This window comes from Gordonia tangerina (assembly GCF_021556435.1).
Taxonomy (GTDB): Bacteria; Actinomycetota; Actinomycetes; order Mycobacteriales; family Mycobacteriaceae; genus Gordonia; species Gordonia tangerina.
Map to the genome: position 1 here is coordinate 183,822 of NZ_JAKGCU010000006.1, position 15,559 is coordinate 199,380.

The following is a 15,559-nucleotide window of genomic DNA, read 5'->3' on the forward strand; positions in this document are numbered from 1 at the left end:
CAGGCTAAGTGGCGCCCGGCGCCCGACACCGGTCGGGCCTGGACACACGTGGCGCTCGTCGGCATCCGGCGGCCGGCGGTGCCGCATGACGGTGACTGAAATCAGCTCCCTGAGCCTCGTCCGAGGGGATATCCCCTCGGACGACGCTCACGGAGCTGATTTCAGGAGGCCTTGGCGTCCGTTGGGGTTTCCCGTGCTCATGACGACCCCGTGCTCATGACGACCCGGTGAGCACCACGGAACCCAGGATTTCGGCGACGTGCAGCGCCAGCTCGGTGTCCAGGCGGCGTTCGGACAGCGGCCGGCCCAATTCGTCGATGGCACGCCCGAGGCGGTACTTCACCGTGTTGCGGTGCATGTTCAGTTTCTCGGCGGTGGTCACATAGCTGTTGCCGGAACTCAGGAACGTGCGCACGGTCTCCCGCAGACGCGCGGCCGCGTCGGTATCGAGCGACAGCGGGCCGAGGACGTCGTGCACCCACCGTCGGGTGGCGTCGAGGTCTCGGGCCAGTACCGCAACCACCGCCATCCCTTCCACGTTGTGCCCGACGACGCTCATCGCCGGGTTGGTGGACACGATGGCCACATGTTTGATGGCCTCGGCCTGATCGTGGCTGCTACGGAACCCGTCGGTGCCCGACGCGGGGGCGCCGAAAGCCACCCGCAGACCGGGCACTGCGGCGGTGACGGAGCGCAGCACCGCGTCATTCGTCGGGTCCACATCTGCGGGGGAACCGAACCAGACCCACGCCGTGCTGCGGTCCACGACGGTGAACAACGGCGGTCGCACACACCCCAGCCGGCCGGCCATCTCTCGTGCCGTCGTCTCCAGCAATCCGGTGTCGTCGCTACCCGGGTTGGCGCGATCGATCCACAATGTCGCCGCAAGATGAGGTGGTTGCAGCGAGTAACCCGTTCGCAGTGCGAACTCGCCGGCCGTCAGGTCCTCGCCGCGCAGCACCTTGCCCACCATCGCCGACACCACGGTGGCGTTCTGCTCCACCGAGAACCGTCGGCCCTCTTCGTGGATCTCCAGCACCACCCCGGTGATCCAGTCCACGTACTTGTGCATCCACCCAGACAGGTGATGCAACACGTGCAGTTGCATCTCCGGCGGACAGTCGAGTCCGCGGACCTCCTCGAACATGAACGCGAGCAGATCGTCGGACCCGAAGTGGTAGGCGCGCCGCAACGACGACGCCGGGATGCCGCGCTGCCCCAGCCGGTCGGCGTACTCGGTTGCCGCGGTGATGGGCTGCACGTGGTCGAGCGGGATGTCGTTGCGGATCATCTGCAGGATCGTGGTGATGTTGCCTTCTACGCTGGCGTGCAGCATGTCGAGCAGATCCGGTTCGGTGAGTTCGTCCATCCCGGCCTCGATGGCCGCATTCATCGACGCGTTGATCTCGGCGAAGCGCGCCTGCAAACGGTCGCCCACCACGGCGACCAGACGATGCACTTCGGCCGCCTCTGGTGCATTCGGCGAGACAAGACGACGCTGAAGCGACCCGCTGCTCATCGCGCCCGCTTCAGGTCGGCGGCCATCGGCTCGCTCGGCCGGTCCAGTGCGTCGAGCAAACCTTGATGTCGCAGCGCGGATCGGGCCGCATGCCATCCGCACATCCCATGGGCGCCCGCACCGGGCGGGGTGGCGGCCGAGCACAGATATACGCCTTCCACGCCCGTCGCGTACGGGTTCGCCGCGACCCGCGGCCGGAAGATCAGCTGTGTGGGGGTGTTCGCGCCGGTGATGATGTCGCCGGCGACGTAGTTCGCGTTGTCGGCGGTGATGTCGGCGGTCGCGCGGATATGGGTGGCCACGATCCGCTCGCGAAAGCCAGGTGCGAACCGTTCGATCTGGTCGATGATCTGATGCCGCGCATCACCGCGGAACCCGGCCGGCACATGGGCGTAGACATCGACGGGATGGATGTCTCCCACCGAACGGTCGGGATCGGCGAGATATTGCTGGCCGACGAGGAGGAACGGCTCGTCCGGCATGCGCCCCTGCCACACGTCGTGTTCGGCGGTCACCACGGCGGCGGCGTCGCCGACCGCATGTACGGTGCCGGCCTGCCGCGCCGGCGCGAACGACCACGGCACGCCGCCGCGCACCGCGAATGCCACTTGGAAGGCCGCCGGGCCATGCCGATACCGGCGGTAGGCCCGGGCGATGCGCGCCGGCTGCCGCGTCCCCAGGATCGTCGCGGCGGCGGCGGGAGCGGTGTCGAGCAGGACGATGTCGGGATCGCCGAGGTCGTCGAGGCTCGAGACCGTCACCCCGGTCTCGACCCGCCCGCCCAGCGATGTCAACAGCGACATCATCGAAGCCCCGATGGCCTGTGACCCACCCACCGCGACGGGCCAGCCGAAGCGATGCGCGGCGGTGCCCAACGCGGCCCCGATCGCCGACGACAGCGGCGTCGACAAGGGATGAAACGCATGCGCCGCCACCCCCGCCCACAATGCGGCCGCTTCATCGGTGGAGAACAGGCGGCCCACCCAGGTCGCTGGGGGAGCGGCGAGGACACCGAACCGACCCAGCGCGATGGGATGGCGCGGCAGATGCAGCATCGGCTGCAGAAACTCGGTGGCGATCGCGTCGAACCGATCGGTGAGCGGGCCGAACACGCGCGCGTATCGGTCGCCGTCGACGCCGAGGCCCTGCGCCGTCGTCGTCACCGATCGGTGGACGGCAGCCCCGCGCCCGCCATCGAGCGGATGCGCGTACTGCACCGGCGGTAGTGCCCAACGCAATCCGTGAGCAGCGAGATCGAATCGCCGGGTGAACGGGTTGTCGGTGGCCAGCGGATGAAAGCCCGAACACTCGTCGTGCAGCAGTCCAGGCACCGTGACCTGACCGGATCGGGTGCCACCGCCGGGCGTCTGCGCCGCCTCGAGGACGGTGACCGAGACGCCGGCGGCGGCCAGCGTGATGGCGGCAGCGAGCCCGTTCGGCCCGCTACCGACCACGACGCCCTGTGTCATGCACCCACCTTAGGCTCGGCGGTGACCTCGATGTCGGCGGTCGTGGCAGCCCCGGCGGTGACATAAGCGGAGCCGTCCGACGGTGCCACATAGCCGGGCCGGGTCCAGGTGATCGTGTGCTTGATCGGACCGTTCGGCAGCCACGGCAGTTCCTCGGTGGCGTCCTTGACCACATACGTGCCGCGTTCCACCACGCCGAGCGCTGCGTCGATGACCTTGTATGCCACGTAGTTCTTGTGGATCGGCTGCGATTCGGTCCAGGTGACGATCAGCTCGCCGGGAGCGAAGTTGCAGCGGCGCTGGACCGCGGCGATGGTGCGCTCATTGTGCAGATGGGCGTCGCCGAACTGCCAGCCGATCAGCGTGGTGCACACGAACTCACCCTCGCGGACGACGTAATTGTCGAGGTCGTCGGTGTGGCGCATCAGCAGCGAGATCAATGCACGACCCATCGAGTGCATCGTCCGCCACGCGACGGCCTTCTGCATGAAGATCTCGCCGACCTCCGAGCCGTAGGCCGCGGTGAGTTGATCGATCTGGTTGGCGTTGGACTTGGTCAGATAGGTGTTCAGCTTCTCCTCTGCGTCGCGGCCGCGGAACGCCCAGACCGCCGAGGCCCAGTTGCCGGCGTACTGCCGCATCGACGGCAGGAACGACACCAGGTCGGGTCGGAGGTTGCCCAGGACCGGGAACGTCGCCGCCGCGACGATGGCGAAGATCAACCAGCCGGTGCTCATGTCGGTCACCGCCCAGCCCTCACCGGCCGGGTGCAGCCAGAACAGGAACCAGGCCGAGAACATGAAGAACACATTCCATTCCAGCGGCACCGCGAGCGGGAACGTCGAGATGATGAAGAAGTGGAAACCGAGCATGCCGATCAGTGCGGCCAGGGTCAGCCACTTGTTGGTCGAGAACAGCAGGATCAACGGCAGCGCCAGTTCGACGACGGTGCCCAAGCCGTGCCCGATCGAGCTGCTCAGGTGTGAGGGTCGTAGATCGCGCGGGAAGTCGCGGTAGAGCTTGCGCTTGAGGCGGGTCGAGGTGATCCACGGCGTGTTGGACACCATCGCGGCGATGACGGGGCTGAAGTGGCGGCCCAGTTTCGAGATGCCGGCGCCGAACCAGCTGGCGAACATGAAGATTTTGGCTGCGACGATCATGTCGACCACCGAGCCGGCCGCGGCGAAGACGAACAGCGCCGCCAGATACTGCTCGGAGCGGGCGGCGAGGAAGACCGTCTTGTCGCGCAAGCCCATCGCGACGATGAGGCCGATGTAACTGAACATCGCCCACTGCGGTGGCAGGCCGGCCTCGCTGCCCGGGACCCGCGCGGTTTCGGTGCCGGGGAAGACCACCAGGAACACCAGATTCGCCAGGATCAGCGCGTAGATCGCGATATCCCAGTACTGGCGGGTGTCACCGCGTGTGAAAGGCACCTTGCCCGGCCAGGCCGGCACGCGGATCGTGCCCGGTTTGAGCCAGTACAGGCAACCGCCGATGAACGGCGAGAACTTGAACGCCAGCGGACCCGATGAGGAGGCCAGTCCGAGTACTTCGAACAGCACCGTCCAGGCCATCAGCTTGATGTAGACGATCGGCTCGGTCCACCAGGACGTGAACTCGGCGAACCCACCCAACCCGGGTGTCGTCAGGCCCACCAGCGCGACGCCGACGATGGCGTAGAAGGCCATCTTGTAGATGTAGAGCATGTTGAGCTGTTTCGGGCCGCCGAAGCCGTGTTCGGCCCAGTGCACGGCCAACAGCTTCATCCGCGCCATGAACGGCATCGAGCCGAATTCGGCCGGGTCCACCGGCGGCATCTCGGCTGTCTTGAATCCCATGGGGGAGTCCTTTCGCTATCAGGTGATGTGGGTAGGTCGGTGATGTGGGTAGGGGGTATCGCCACACGAGCGGTGTCTCGTGTGTGGTGGTCGGCGACCGGGGTTCCGGCGGCCGGCCGATCAGATGACCACGAGTCGTTCTCGCAGCCGGGGTTTGTCGATCTTGCCGACCGGGTTCTTCGGGAGTGTGGGGAGCACGGTGATCTCCGCGGGCACCTTCACCCGGGTCAGCGCAGCGGCGCAGTGCGCGCGCAGGGCCTCGGCGGTCAGGTCGGCGTCCGGGTAGCCCACCACGTAGGCCACCGGAACCTCACCGAGCAGGGTGTCGGGTCGGCCGACCACGGCCACCTCGAGCACGCCGGGTGCGCCGGCCAATACGGTTTCGATTTCCTTGGGGTACAGGTTTTCTCCGCCCCGGATGATCATGTCCTTGATGCGGTCGACGATCTGCAGGTAGCCGTCGGCGTCGAGGCGCCCGACGTCGCCGGTGTGCAGCCAGCCGTCGACGATCGTGGCGGCGGTGGCCTCCGGGTTGTTGAGGTAGCCGGCCATCACCGTGGGCCCGCCGATCAGCACCTCACCGCGTTCACCCGCTGGTACGTCGTTGCCGTCGGGGTCGACGATGCGGATCTGCTGACCGGCGATGGCCGGGCCGACGGTGCCGAGTTTGCGGATCCCGTCGACCGGGTTGCACGCCGACGCGCAGGTGCCCTCGGTGAGGCCGTACCCCTCGACCATGGTGAAGCCGAACCGATCCGACACCGTCTGCAACAGCTCCTCGGACACCGGCGCGGCACCACAGACGGCGAACCGCACCGACGACGTGTCCGGTTCGACATCGGCCGGCGTTGCGGCGAGCAACGCGAAGATGGTCGGCACCGCGGAGAAATAGGTGGGTCGCACCCGGGACAGGTCGTCGAAGAAGCGGCCTGCCGAGAACGAGCCGACGATGGTGACCTGCCCGCCGGCGCGCAGCGGGGCGAAGGTGGAGACCATAAGCGCGTTCACGTGGAACAGCGGCAGGATCAGCATGCAGTGGTCGGCCGGGGTGAGGCCGAAATGGTCGACCATCATCGACGTCATCGCGTCGACGTTGGCGTGGGTGAGCATTGCACCCTTCGGCCGGCCGGTCGACCCGCTGGTGTAGATCACCAACGCCAGATCGTCGGGGGCCGGCTCGCGCGGCGCGACGTCGACGGTGATCTCGGTGGCGAGGTCGTCGACACCGATCGCGGTCGCACCGGGGTGCGGCGAGTGTCCGTCGACGGTGACGACGACGCGGGCACCCGAATCGCCTATCTGCCGCGACGCCTCCTCGGCGGTGAACGCCGGATTGATCGGGGTGGCCGCGGCGCCGACCCGCCAGGCGGCGCCGACCACGATCACCAGCTCGGCACGGTTGGGCAGCATGACCGCCACGACGTCGCCGACACCTATCCCTGCATCGCGCAGTTGCTCCGCGACCGCAGTCGTGCGCTCATCGAACTCGCTGTGCGTCAGGGTGATCCGGTCATCGGACACCGCCGGCGCCATGGTCGATCGGGCGGCGAGCCGCCATGGCAGATAGTCGAAAACTGTCATCACGCACCTTCACGCGTCGTGGACTGTGTGCTGCTTGACGCTAATGGCGTGATTGTGATCCACACCACGTCCCGGCGGCACGAAGTCTGCGACAACGGTTGTCACAAACGCACAAAACGACCGCTGCCGCGCGTTGTCGCCCATCGCGCATCGATTTCGCTGGTCAGGGGTGTGTCGTGTATCTTGGAGCGGTTGCCGACGCAGGCGACCCTCCTGCCACGGACAGTCCGTGGCCGACCTAGCCCATAGGAGGTGATGTGGTCTTATGCGTCACTACGAATTGATGGTCATTCTCGATCCGAATCTGGACGAGCGCACCGTCGCACCCTCACTGGATACTTTCCTCAACGTTGTCCGCACGGATGGCGGCAAGGTGGATGGTGTCGACATCTGGGGCAAGCGCCGTCTCGCCTACGAGATCGCCAAGCACAACGAGGGCATCTACGCGGTCATCGACCTCAACGCGGAGCCCAAGACGGTCACCGAGCTCGACCGCCAGCTCAAGCTGAACGAGTCGGTGCTGCGCACCAAGGTCCTGCGGAAGTAATCCACAGTTCCTCGATCGACACCAATGCAGTCGGTGCCGGGCTCTAGGGTTGAACCCAACATCCCGGTACGCGTCGATCAACGAGTGCCCAACCACGACCCAAGGGGAGACACATGGCAGGCGACACCGTCATCACCGTCGTAGGTAACCTGACCGCCGATCCGGAACTGCGGTTCACGCCGTCGGGAGCCGCGGTGGCCAATTTCACGGTGGCCTCCACGCCGCGGACATTCGATCGTCAGACCAATGAGTGGAAGGACGGCGAAGCGCTGTTCCTCCGCTGCAACATCTGGCGTGACGCCGCGGAGAACGTGACGGAAAGCCTGTCCAAGGGAACCCGGGTCGTTGTGCAGGGCCGCCTCAAGCAGCGGTCGTTCGAAACCCGTGAGGGTGAGAAGCGCACTGTGGTGGAACTCGAGGTCGACGAGATCGGTCCCTCGCTGAAATACGCCACCGCGAAGGTCAACAAGGCCTCGCGTGGCGGTGGTGGCGGCGGATTTACCTCCGGCGGCGGCGGTAGCCGCGGCGGCGGAGGAGGTCAGCAGGTTGCCGACGATCCTTGGGGCAGCGCGCCCGCGAGCAGCGGATCGTTCGGTGGCGGGGACGACGAACCACCTTTCTAGAAACACACTGGAGTACCAATGGCAAAGGCAAAGAGCAGCCGGAAGCCTCGCGTCGAGAAGGTCACCAAGACCAAGGCGTGCAGCTTCTGCAAAGACAAGAAGGCCGTCATCGACTACAAGGACACTGCGCTGCTGCGCCGTTTCCTGTCCGATCGCGGCAAGATCCGGTCGCGTCGTGTGACCGGCAACTGCGTGCAGCACCAGCGCGATGTCGCTGTGGCCGTCAAGAATTCGCGTGAGGTGGCGTTGCTGCCGTTCACCTCGACCGGACGCTGAGCGGGAAGGGGACTGATATGAAACTCATCCTGACCGCCGCCGTGGAGAACCTCGGCGAGGCCGGCGACTCCGTCGAGGTCAAGGACGGCTACGGCCGCAACTACCTGCTGCCCCGCGGCCTGGCCATCAAGGCCACCCGTGGTGCCGAGAAGCAGGTCGAGGACATCCGTCGCGTGCAGGCTGCCCGCGAGGTCCGTGGACTCGAGCACGCCAACGAGCTGAAGCAGGCCATCGAGGGCCTCGCCGAGGTCTCGCTGGGTGTCAAGACCCACGACTCGGGCAAGCTGTTCGGTTCGGTGACCGCCGCCGACGTCGCCAGTGCGATCCGCTCGGCCGGTGGGCCGGCCGTCGACAAGCGCAACGTGGAGCTGCCGAAGGGCCATATCAAGGCCACCGGCAACTACCCGGTCGTGGTGAACCTGCACCCGGACGTGCGGGCGACCGTCGAGCTCGCGGTCGTCGCAGGCTGATTCGACCTCTGGTCGTTCAACGATGCCGGCCGGTCCTTCTGGGGGCCGGCCGGCATCGTTGCGTCGGGGCGCTGCACGGGCGCGGCGTCACACGCCGGCGTCGCCCGCTTCTGCCACCGGGGCATCGACATCCACGAGTTGGCGCGCCACATCGCGCAGTGGCCGATTCGACTCCTGTGACAGCTTTTTGAGCAGCCCGAAGGCGTGGTCGGCGCTGCAGCGATAACGCTCCATGATGATGCCCTTCGCCTGGCCGATGATGTCGCGGGTCGCCAGGGCAATGGCGAATTGTTCTTTGCGGCGCAGCGCATCCCACGCCAGCGACGCATGCGTGGCGTAGGCGTGGCCGACGTCGAAGGCGTCCTCGTCGAAGGCGTGTGGGTTGTCGGCGCACACCGTCAGCGCGCCGAGCGTGTGCGTCGAACCGGCGAGCGGGAACTTCAGCAGCGATCGGATCGGGGTGCGCTCGAGGGCCAGCCGGCAGTAGGTGGGCCAGCGCGTCTCCTGCGCCAGATCGTCTATCCGGATCGGCTCCTTGTCCGCGACGAGCTGCAGGTAGGGGCCTTCGTGCACGCTGTGCTGGATGTCGTCGAGGATCGCCGGATTGCAGTGGGTGGATGCAGGCGTGTCCACGATGTTCTTCTCGGTGGTCACCGTGACCGCCGCGTACTGCGCCCCCGGGATCAACTCGGCCGCACCGACGGCCAGGTCGTCGAGGGCGAGCGAGACGTCGGTCTCGGCATGGCGTTGCACCCGTTCCATCAGATCGGCGATCTGACGCTGGAGTCGAGCGCTGTCGACTCTGTCGAATTTCAAGTCGGAGGACCTCTCACCGGCTCAAGACCCGGCCAGCAACGATCACACGGCGGTGCCGGGTCGCTGCTTGTTCAACGTGAGAAGAACTTTACCCACCCCGAAAAATTGCCGCTCCCGGTGTCGCCCATATTCTTCCGTGCCCGGTTATCGGACCTGGTCGATCTCGATACGCCACTCACTCCGTTCGCAGCTACTCGATCCAAGGAGTAGTCCGAGCGTCGAGTCCCAACTGCTGGTCGAGTAGTCCGAGCCGCTAGGCGAGGACGTATCGAGACCAGCGCCACCCACCACGACGAAGATCCCACCTGCGTAGTCGGCAGACCGATGACGCCCCCACCCGTCAAACTCGCGTAGCGCAGTACGCGTGGCACACCCGCAACCCCGCCGTAGCGTCATTTCCACGAGTTCGCCATATCCGGGGGGACCGGATGGGCGCAACGAGGCGAACGTCCACAGGGCTCGTGCGACAACACATCACAGCCATGCAGGAGACGTTCGCCATGCTCATCACCATCATCATTGTCGGCGCCATCGTCGCCGTGCTCGTCTACTTCTTTCAGCCGTCGATCGATTTCGCACGCTACGAGCAACGCCAGGTCATCGCGGCCCGAGAACGGACCCAACGCAGGGTCGAACGCCGCGAGCGGAGGGTTGCTGCCGCTGCCGCTCGCGCGAGCGCACCTCCGTCACGCAGTCAGGCGCATCGACGCTCGCATGCTTGGGTGTTCGATTTCGCCACACAACTCCGGTCCTTCATCTGACCGTGGACCCCGGGAACCGTCAGCGCGGCGGGACCGGGGACGCCGGCAACTGATTCCAGTACTGCAGTCGCGGCGGCAGATAGTGCGGCGCCGGATTCGGGCTGTGCGCGGTGTCGCCACTGGGGAAGAAGAATTTGTGCCAGCCCGGGGTGAAGATCAGCGCCCGCGATCCGGTTCGGCAGGCCACCACGTCGGCTCGCGGCGCGGTACAGGTGACGCCGTACAGGGTGACGCGACTGCCCACCGGCAACGTCGGCGGACGGAAACCCGACGGTGCACCGAAGCGATAGGTGGTGGCCGGCGGCACCCACCACGGCCCCTGCTGGTCACCGGAGATCGCCGCGCCCCGGTCACCTGCCGGCGCTGTCGCCGGATGACCCTGACATCCCACGTACCGGTAGCCGGGACCGATCTGACACATCCAACGTCCGACCCGCAGGAATCCGCGGCCGTTGTCGACATAGGCAAGCGAGCGGTACTGCTCAGGATTGACCGGCTGATATCGGGCCAGATCGAACTCCACCGGGAGCGTCGGACCGGTCGGGGCGGCCGACGAACTCGGCGCCGGACCGGTGAGCGCGGTGACCACAGCGACGCCGAACGCGGCGACGATCGTGGCAACGGCGCGCCGCCGCCGAGATGTGCGCGTTTGGCGCAGAAGTTGTAGCCTCCCCACGCCGACCATTCCAGCACACGTGCGAGGTGCGCGGGCCCGGTCGTAGCGATTCTGTGGACAGTCGACCCACTCCGGCCTGATACCTGGCGGACGCATTGACCAGGTGTTACCCGGGTCACACCCGATGTTTACCGAGTTGTTGGCAACGCGTGGTTGATCCTTGAACGCAACACGCCGATTCCGTCGCTCCGCGTGACACGCCGAGGGAATTTTCCACGCCCACTGTGGATGAAGCATTATGCCCGTGACCTGCGACGATATTTGTCCACAGGAAGTGTTTCCCCATGTTGTGCACAGGGGGTTAACAACACTCCCGATCGCGTCCACAGTCCGTCCACAGTTTGCTGACAGTGTTGTGCACAAGTGCGTTTGAGCGGGCGCGGATCGGGGATCTAATGTGCTCCGTCAGTGCTTCTGCGTGAGCGCTCGGGGTCCGTCGGGGAAACCTGTCGGTGCCACCGGATATCACGGAGGCAAGCACGACCGACGTCGGCGGCACACGCCGCAGACGCCACAGAGTCGGACCCACTCGAGGTCGAGTGGTGCAAGTACTGCGAGAGGTTTGACACGGGTGGCAGTAGTCGATGACCGCGGGCATGAACCGGGCCATTTGGAGCCGGTGTCCGGTGGACGAGCTGGCCGTCGGAACGACGACGTTCCCGCGGAGGACTTCGGGCGGCAACCGCCCCAAGACATGGCGGCCGAGCAGTCGGTGCTCGGCGGCATGCTGCTGTCCAAAGACGCCATCGCCGACGTGGTCGAGAAACTTCGGTCCGCGGACTTCTACCGACCCGCGCATCAGGCGGTCTACGACGCGATCCTCGAGCTGTACGGCAAGGGGGAGCCGGCCGACGCGGTCACGGTGTCGGCCGAATTGGAGCGCGCCGGTGAACTGCGCCGGGTCGGCGGAGCGCCCTACTTGCACACCTTGATCTCCACCGTGCCGACCGCAGCCAACGCCGGCTATTACGCCGAGATCGTCGCGGAAAAGGCCATTCTGCGTCGTCTGGTGACGGCCGGAACCCGCATCGTGCAGTTCGGCTATGCCGGTGCCGACGGACAGGACGTCGCAGAGGTCGTCGACCGTGCGCAGGCCGAGGTGTACGAGGTGACCGAACGTCGCACCGCCGAGGACTATGTGCCGCTCGAGGAATTGCTGCAACCGACGATGGACGAGATCGACTCCATCGCCTCGCGCGGCGGGATCTCACTCGGCGTGCCGACCGGCTTCGTGGATCTGGACAAGATCACCAACGGTCTGCATCCCGGGCAGATGATCATCGTCGCCGCACGACCTGGTGTGGGCAAGGCGCTCGCACTCGACACGCCGCTGCCCACCCCCACCGGCTGGACCACCATGGGTACCGTCGGCGTCGGCGATCAGCTGCTCGACGCCCGGGGCCGACCGACGCGGGTGGTCGCCGCGACCGACGTGATGACCGAACGCCCCTGCTACGAGGTCGAATTCAACGACGGCACCATGCTCGTCGCCGACGAAGAGCACCAGTGGGTGGCCGACATCGACGGCAAACGCCAGACCGTCACCACCGGCACCCTGCGGGCCCACGTCGGGTGCGCGGTGGTCCGCAACACCGAGCCATTGGATCTGCCGCGTAAGCGCTTCGCCTACGGGCCCTATACGGTCGCCGCGCTGGCGGGGATGGCCTTCGACGATCCCGAGATCAGCATGCGGATCGACGCCGAGGGCCCCGTCGACGTGATGACATTGATGGCCGATCTCGGCGGGCGCATCCCGTTCGAGTATCTGCGGGGGTCGATCGCGCAGCGTCGGGCACTGCTCGCGGGGTTGCTCGACGCGCGTGCCACGGTCGACGACGACGGTTGGATCACGGTGCCGGCCGCCACGCGGCACATGACTGCCGTCGTCGCCGACCTGGTGGCGGGTTTGGGGTACAGCTACAAGCGCTCGGCCACCGGCTGGCTGCGTGTGGACGCCGACGACGATGTGTTCACCGTGCACCACAAGGCAATTCGGCACAAGGAGCTCCGCCGACGCGCCGGGGTGCGCAGGCTGGTCGACGTGCGGCCCATCGACTCGGTGCCGGTGCGCTGCGTCGAGGTGGACAACGACGACCACATGTACCTCGCCGGCGAGGCGATGGTGCCCACCCACAACTCGACCCTGGCGATGGACTTCCTGCGGTCGTGCTCAATCCATCACGGGCTGACCAGCGCCATGTTCTCGCTGGAGATGAGCAAGACCGAGATCGTGATGCGTCTGTTGTCGGCGGAGGCGAAGGTCAAACTCGGCGACATGCGTGGCGGATCGATGACCGACGACGACTGGACCCGTCTCGCCCGCCGCATGGGCGAGATCTCTGAAGCGCCGCTGTTCATCGACGACTCGCCCAACCTGACGATGATGGAGATCCGCGCCAAGGCGCGACGCTTGAAACAGCGCCAAGACCTTCGCCTCGTCGTCGTCGACTACATGCAGCTGATGACCTCGGGTAAGAAGGTCGAGTCCCGCCAGCAGGAGGTCTCCGAGTTCTCCCGCCAATTGAAGCTGCTTGCAAAGGAACTCGAGGTTCCCGTGGTTGCGATCAGTCAGCTCAACCGCGGGCCGGAACAGCGGACAGACAAGAAGCCGCAGGTCTCTGACCTGCGCGAATCGGGCTCACTCGAGCAGGATGCGGATATGGTGATCCTGCTGCACCGCCCCGACGCCTTCGAGCGCGACGACCCACGCGCCGGTGAGGCCGACATCATCCTGGGTAAGCATCGCAATGGTCCGACGGCGACGATTACCGTTGCGCACCAACTGCATTTGAGCAAGTTCGTGGATATGGCGCGCGGGTAGGGCTTGCTTGCTAGCTGCTGGCCCGACCGGTTGCAGGCACATGTCGTCGTCGACTACCGGCAGCTCAGAAGAGTGAAGGACCACGACAAGACACCTAAGGTCGAGGCGACCGGCTGGTCGGATGAGTTTCGCGAGCGGGCAGCTCGCCGAGCATCGGCCCCTCAGCCCAAGTGGTCTGCATGCAGTCGGCTTGACCCGGCGGTGGCGCGGAGTCTGCAGAAGTTCCAGGTGGGCGAGAGTGGCGACGGACGGCACCTGATCGAGAATGCCCGAGCCACTGGTGACCCGGATTATGCGATCGCGGTCGAACTCTTTGTCGCAGAGGAACAGAATCACGCGCGAATGCTGGCGCACTTGCTGAACGCGGGTGGCCCCGGGACGAAGCGCTCACACTGGTCGGACACCGTCTTCGTACACCTGCGTAGATTGATGGGCCTACGACTCGAGCTGATGGTGCTCACCATCGCCGAAGTCGTTGCGCTGCGCTACTACCGCGCTCTGGCCGACGGCGGTCGCGATTCAGTCCTGATCGACGTCGCCGAACGGATTCTCGATGACGAACGCCACCACGTCCCGTTCCAGTGCCGCCGTCTCCGCATCGGCTTCCAAGCCATACCGACGCCGGCCCGAAAAGTGCTGCGGGAGTTGTGGCGTCTCATGGCGGTGGCAGTGATCGTCGTAGTCGCTGTCGATCACGGTCCGGCGCTGCGGGCATGCGGTGTATCGCGGCGCGAGTTCATGGCCGACACCGTGCTGATTTTCTGCGGCATCCTGGACAGGGTCTTTGTGCCCGATCGTCGGACAAGCTGAACCTCGGGCAGCCCCCAGGATCGACGGCTCGACGAGGCGAGGCCTACGCGGCGTTCGGCGTTCCGCGGAACGCGCGTCAAGGCTGACCGGTCCATCAGGACTGTGCGGCGTCGCCGCCAGTTACCGTGAGGATGGTCCGGGCGACCAGGTCCGGGTCGTCGATCATCGGGATGTGGCCGACATCGGGTAGCAGCATCCACGTCGCGTCGGGAAGCCGTTGACGCGCGGTAGAACCATAGGTCGCTGCCGGGATGAGGCGATCGAGCTGTGCCCATGCCAGCGTCACCGGGCAGGGCAACGGATCCAGAGGATGTGCCCACTCGTCCGGTCTGTACTCGTCCATGAAGCGACAGTCGAGACAATCGTCGATCATGTCGAGGACCTGCGCGGCGGTCAGCCGGTCTCCGTGAAGTGCAACCGGCCGCAGACTCAGCCGCCGGACCGAAGCGGATCTCGCCGCGAAACGCGCGGCCGGACGCAAGAGCCGTGTGAAAGCGCGAGATGCGCGAATGGCTTGCGCCGGTCGTCGGTGGGAGGCGCGGTCCCACCAGAAGCCGGCGGGCGAGAACGCGCACACGCTCGCGGCGCGACCCCTACGAGCCAATTCGATCGCGATCCATCCGACCGAGTGAGTTCCCGGCCAGATGAGGTCGGTCGATGCCGAGGTCATCGAGATCGCGTTCGGCAGCGTCCACCACGTCAGACACTTGCGGTGGATGGCGCTGTATCGCCGGCCCGCCGTGATGGCCAAGGAGAGTCAGGGCATGGACATCGTGATGTGCGGACACGAGTGGGACCACGTCCTGCCAGATGCGGCCCGAGCAGGCCACACCGTGCAGCAACACCAGGTGCGACGACGGTGACACAGAACGAGGATGGCACCGAAGGTCAGCAACCCCCAGTGGTATCTGTCCATCACGAGCATCTCGTGCACGCAGAAGCAGGCGCTGACCAGGCGATTTGCGTTTGACGGCGTATGTGCGTAACTTTTCTCCAGTCAGCGCGCCACGGCGCCGCCCGGGAGGCCGAAAGGTCGAACGGGAGTGGAGACCGGGTTCGAGCTGGCCGCCCCTGAGAGTATTATCTAGGTCGCTGTGTTGCGGCCTGAATAGCGCCGGGGTCGAACATGAAGCTTGCTGGAGTTCGCCTCACTGTGAGGTGGTGCTGGTGGGTGTGTGTTCTTTGAGAACTCGATAGTGTGTTGATGGATTGTCTGATGCCATTTTTTGTGGCATTGGTTTTGTGGATGTCCTGCACTCCTCGTGTGTGGGATGTCTGTGGAGTTTTTTGCCAGTTTTTTGGATTGTTTTTGTCAGGTTTTGCTTTCCTGATTGTGTTGAAACTTTTTG

Annotated in this window: 15 protein-coding genes; 7 read left to right on the forward strand and 8 right to left on the reverse strand. The window is 65.9% G+C overall.

All coding sequences use genetic code 11. The features are described 5' to 3' along the window. Positions 1-214 precede the first annotated feature (214 nt). The 4 genes from L1892_RS09855 to L1892_RS09870 all read right to left on the reverse strand — a co-directional run bounded on the left by L1892_RS09855 (position 215) and on the right by L1892_RS09870 (position 6,410). Complete coding sequence (locus L1892_RS09855; protein ID WP_235723412.1) at positions 215-1,519, reverse strand: PucR family transcriptional regulator; 1,305 nt, start codon at positions 1,517-1,519, stop codon at positions 215-217. After that, positions 1,516-2,988, reverse strand: a complete 1,473-nt coding sequence (locus L1892_RS09860) for a phytoene desaturase family protein (protein ID WP_235723413.1) — start codon at positions 2,986-2,988, stop codon at positions 1,516-1,518. The genes L1892_RS09855 and L1892_RS09860 overlap by 4 nt, the downstream gene beginning before the upstream one ends. Then, positions 2,985-4,829, reverse strand: coding sequence for a DUF3556 domain-containing protein (locus tag L1892_RS09865; RefSeq protein WP_235723414.1), 1,845 nt, complete (start codon positions 4,827-4,829; stop codon positions 2,985-2,987). Before L1892_RS09865 ends, L1892_RS09860 begins: the two co-directional genes overlap by 4 nt. Positions 4,830-4,949: 120 nt before the next feature. After that, a complete protein-coding gene (locus L1892_RS09870; RefSeq protein WP_235723415.1) occupies positions 4,950-6,410 on the reverse strand; it encodes a class I adenylate-forming enzyme family protein in 1,461 nt (486 codons plus the stop codon). A 265-nt stretch (positions 6,411-6,675) separates the two neighbouring features. Between L1892_RS09870 and rpsF the strand changes: the two genes are divergently transcribed. The 4 genes from rpsF (at position 6,676) to rplI (ending at position 8,326) form a co-directional block, all read left to right on the forward strand. After that, entirely contained in the window at positions 6,676-6,957 is a 282-nt protein-coding gene (gene rpsF / locus L1892_RS09875; protein ID WP_235723416.1) for a 30S ribosomal protein S6, read from the forward strand. 113 nt (positions 6,958-7,070) lie between these two features. Then, positions 7,071-7,580: a single-stranded DNA-binding protein gene (locus L1892_RS09880; RefSeq protein ID WP_235723417.1), complete on the forward strand. Its 510-nt coding sequence runs from the start codon at positions 7,071-7,073 to the stop codon at positions 7,578-7,580. Between the two features lie 18 nt (positions 7,581-7,598). Further along, positions 7,599-7,856 (forward strand): 30S ribosomal protein S18, encoded by a 258-nt coding sequence (gene rpsR, locus L1892_RS09885; RefSeq protein ID WP_160901853.1) that lies wholly within the window; start codon positions 7,599-7,601, stop codon positions 7,854-7,856. A gap of 17 nt (positions 7,857-7,873) precedes the next feature. Beyond that, positions 7,874-8,326, forward strand: a complete 453-nt coding sequence (rplI, locus tag L1892_RS09890) for a 50S ribosomal protein L9 (RefSeq protein WP_235723418.1) — start codon at positions 7,874-7,876, stop codon at positions 8,324-8,326. 87 nt (positions 8,327-8,413) lie between these two features. On the opposite strand, the gene L1892_RS09895 is transcribed toward rplI, so the two are convergent. After that, complete coding sequence (locus tag L1892_RS09895) at positions 8,414-9,142, reverse strand: GAF and ANTAR domain-containing protein (RefSeq protein WP_235723419.1); 729 nt, start codon at positions 9,140-9,142, stop codon at positions 8,414-8,416. Between the two features lie 482 nt (positions 9,143-9,624). Between L1892_RS09895 and L1892_RS09900 the strand changes: the two genes are divergently transcribed. Continuing rightward, entirely contained in the window at positions 9,625-9,903 is a 279-nt protein-coding gene (locus L1892_RS09900; RefSeq protein ID WP_235723420.1) for a hypothetical protein, read from the forward strand. A gap of 19 nt (positions 9,904-9,922) precedes the next feature. Here the strand turns inward: L1892_RS09900 and L1892_RS09905 are convergent, their stop codons facing one another. After that, complete coding sequence (locus L1892_RS09905; RefSeq protein ID WP_372474990.1) at positions 9,923-10,588, reverse strand: hypothetical protein; 666 nt, start codon at positions 10,586-10,588, stop codon at positions 9,923-9,925. A 562-nt stretch (positions 10,589-11,150) separates the two neighbouring features. On the opposite strand from L1892_RS09905, the gene dnaB reads away from it, so the two are divergent. Together dnaB and L1892_RS09915 are read left to right on the forward strand one after the other, a co-directional pair. Beyond that, on the forward strand, positions 11,151-13,400 hold the full coding sequence (gene dnaB / locus L1892_RS09910) for a replicative DNA helicase (protein ID WP_235723421.1): 2,250 nt from the start codon (positions 11,151-11,153) through the stop codon (positions 13,398-13,400). A 201-nt stretch (positions 13,401-13,601) separates the two neighbouring features. Next, entirely contained in the window at positions 13,602-14,210 is a 609-nt protein-coding gene (locus L1892_RS09915; RefSeq protein ID WP_235723422.1) for a ferritin-like domain-containing protein, read from the forward strand. A gap of 94 nt (positions 14,211-14,304) precedes the next feature. On the opposite strand, the gene L1892_RS09920 is transcribed toward L1892_RS09915, so the two are convergent. Both L1892_RS09920 and L1892_RS09925 read right to left on the reverse strand, forming a co-directional pair. Next, positions 14,305-14,880: an alpha/beta fold hydrolase gene (locus L1892_RS09920; protein WP_235723423.1), complete on the reverse strand. Its 576-nt coding sequence runs from the start codon at positions 14,878-14,880 to the stop codon at positions 14,305-14,307. Continuing rightward, entirely contained in the window at positions 14,804-15,076 is a 273-nt protein-coding gene (locus L1892_RS09925; protein WP_308191694.1) for an alpha/beta fold hydrolase, read from the reverse strand. The genes L1892_RS09920 and L1892_RS09925 overlap by 77 nt, the downstream gene beginning before the upstream one ends. Between the last annotated feature and the right edge of the window lie 483 nt (positions 15,077-15,559).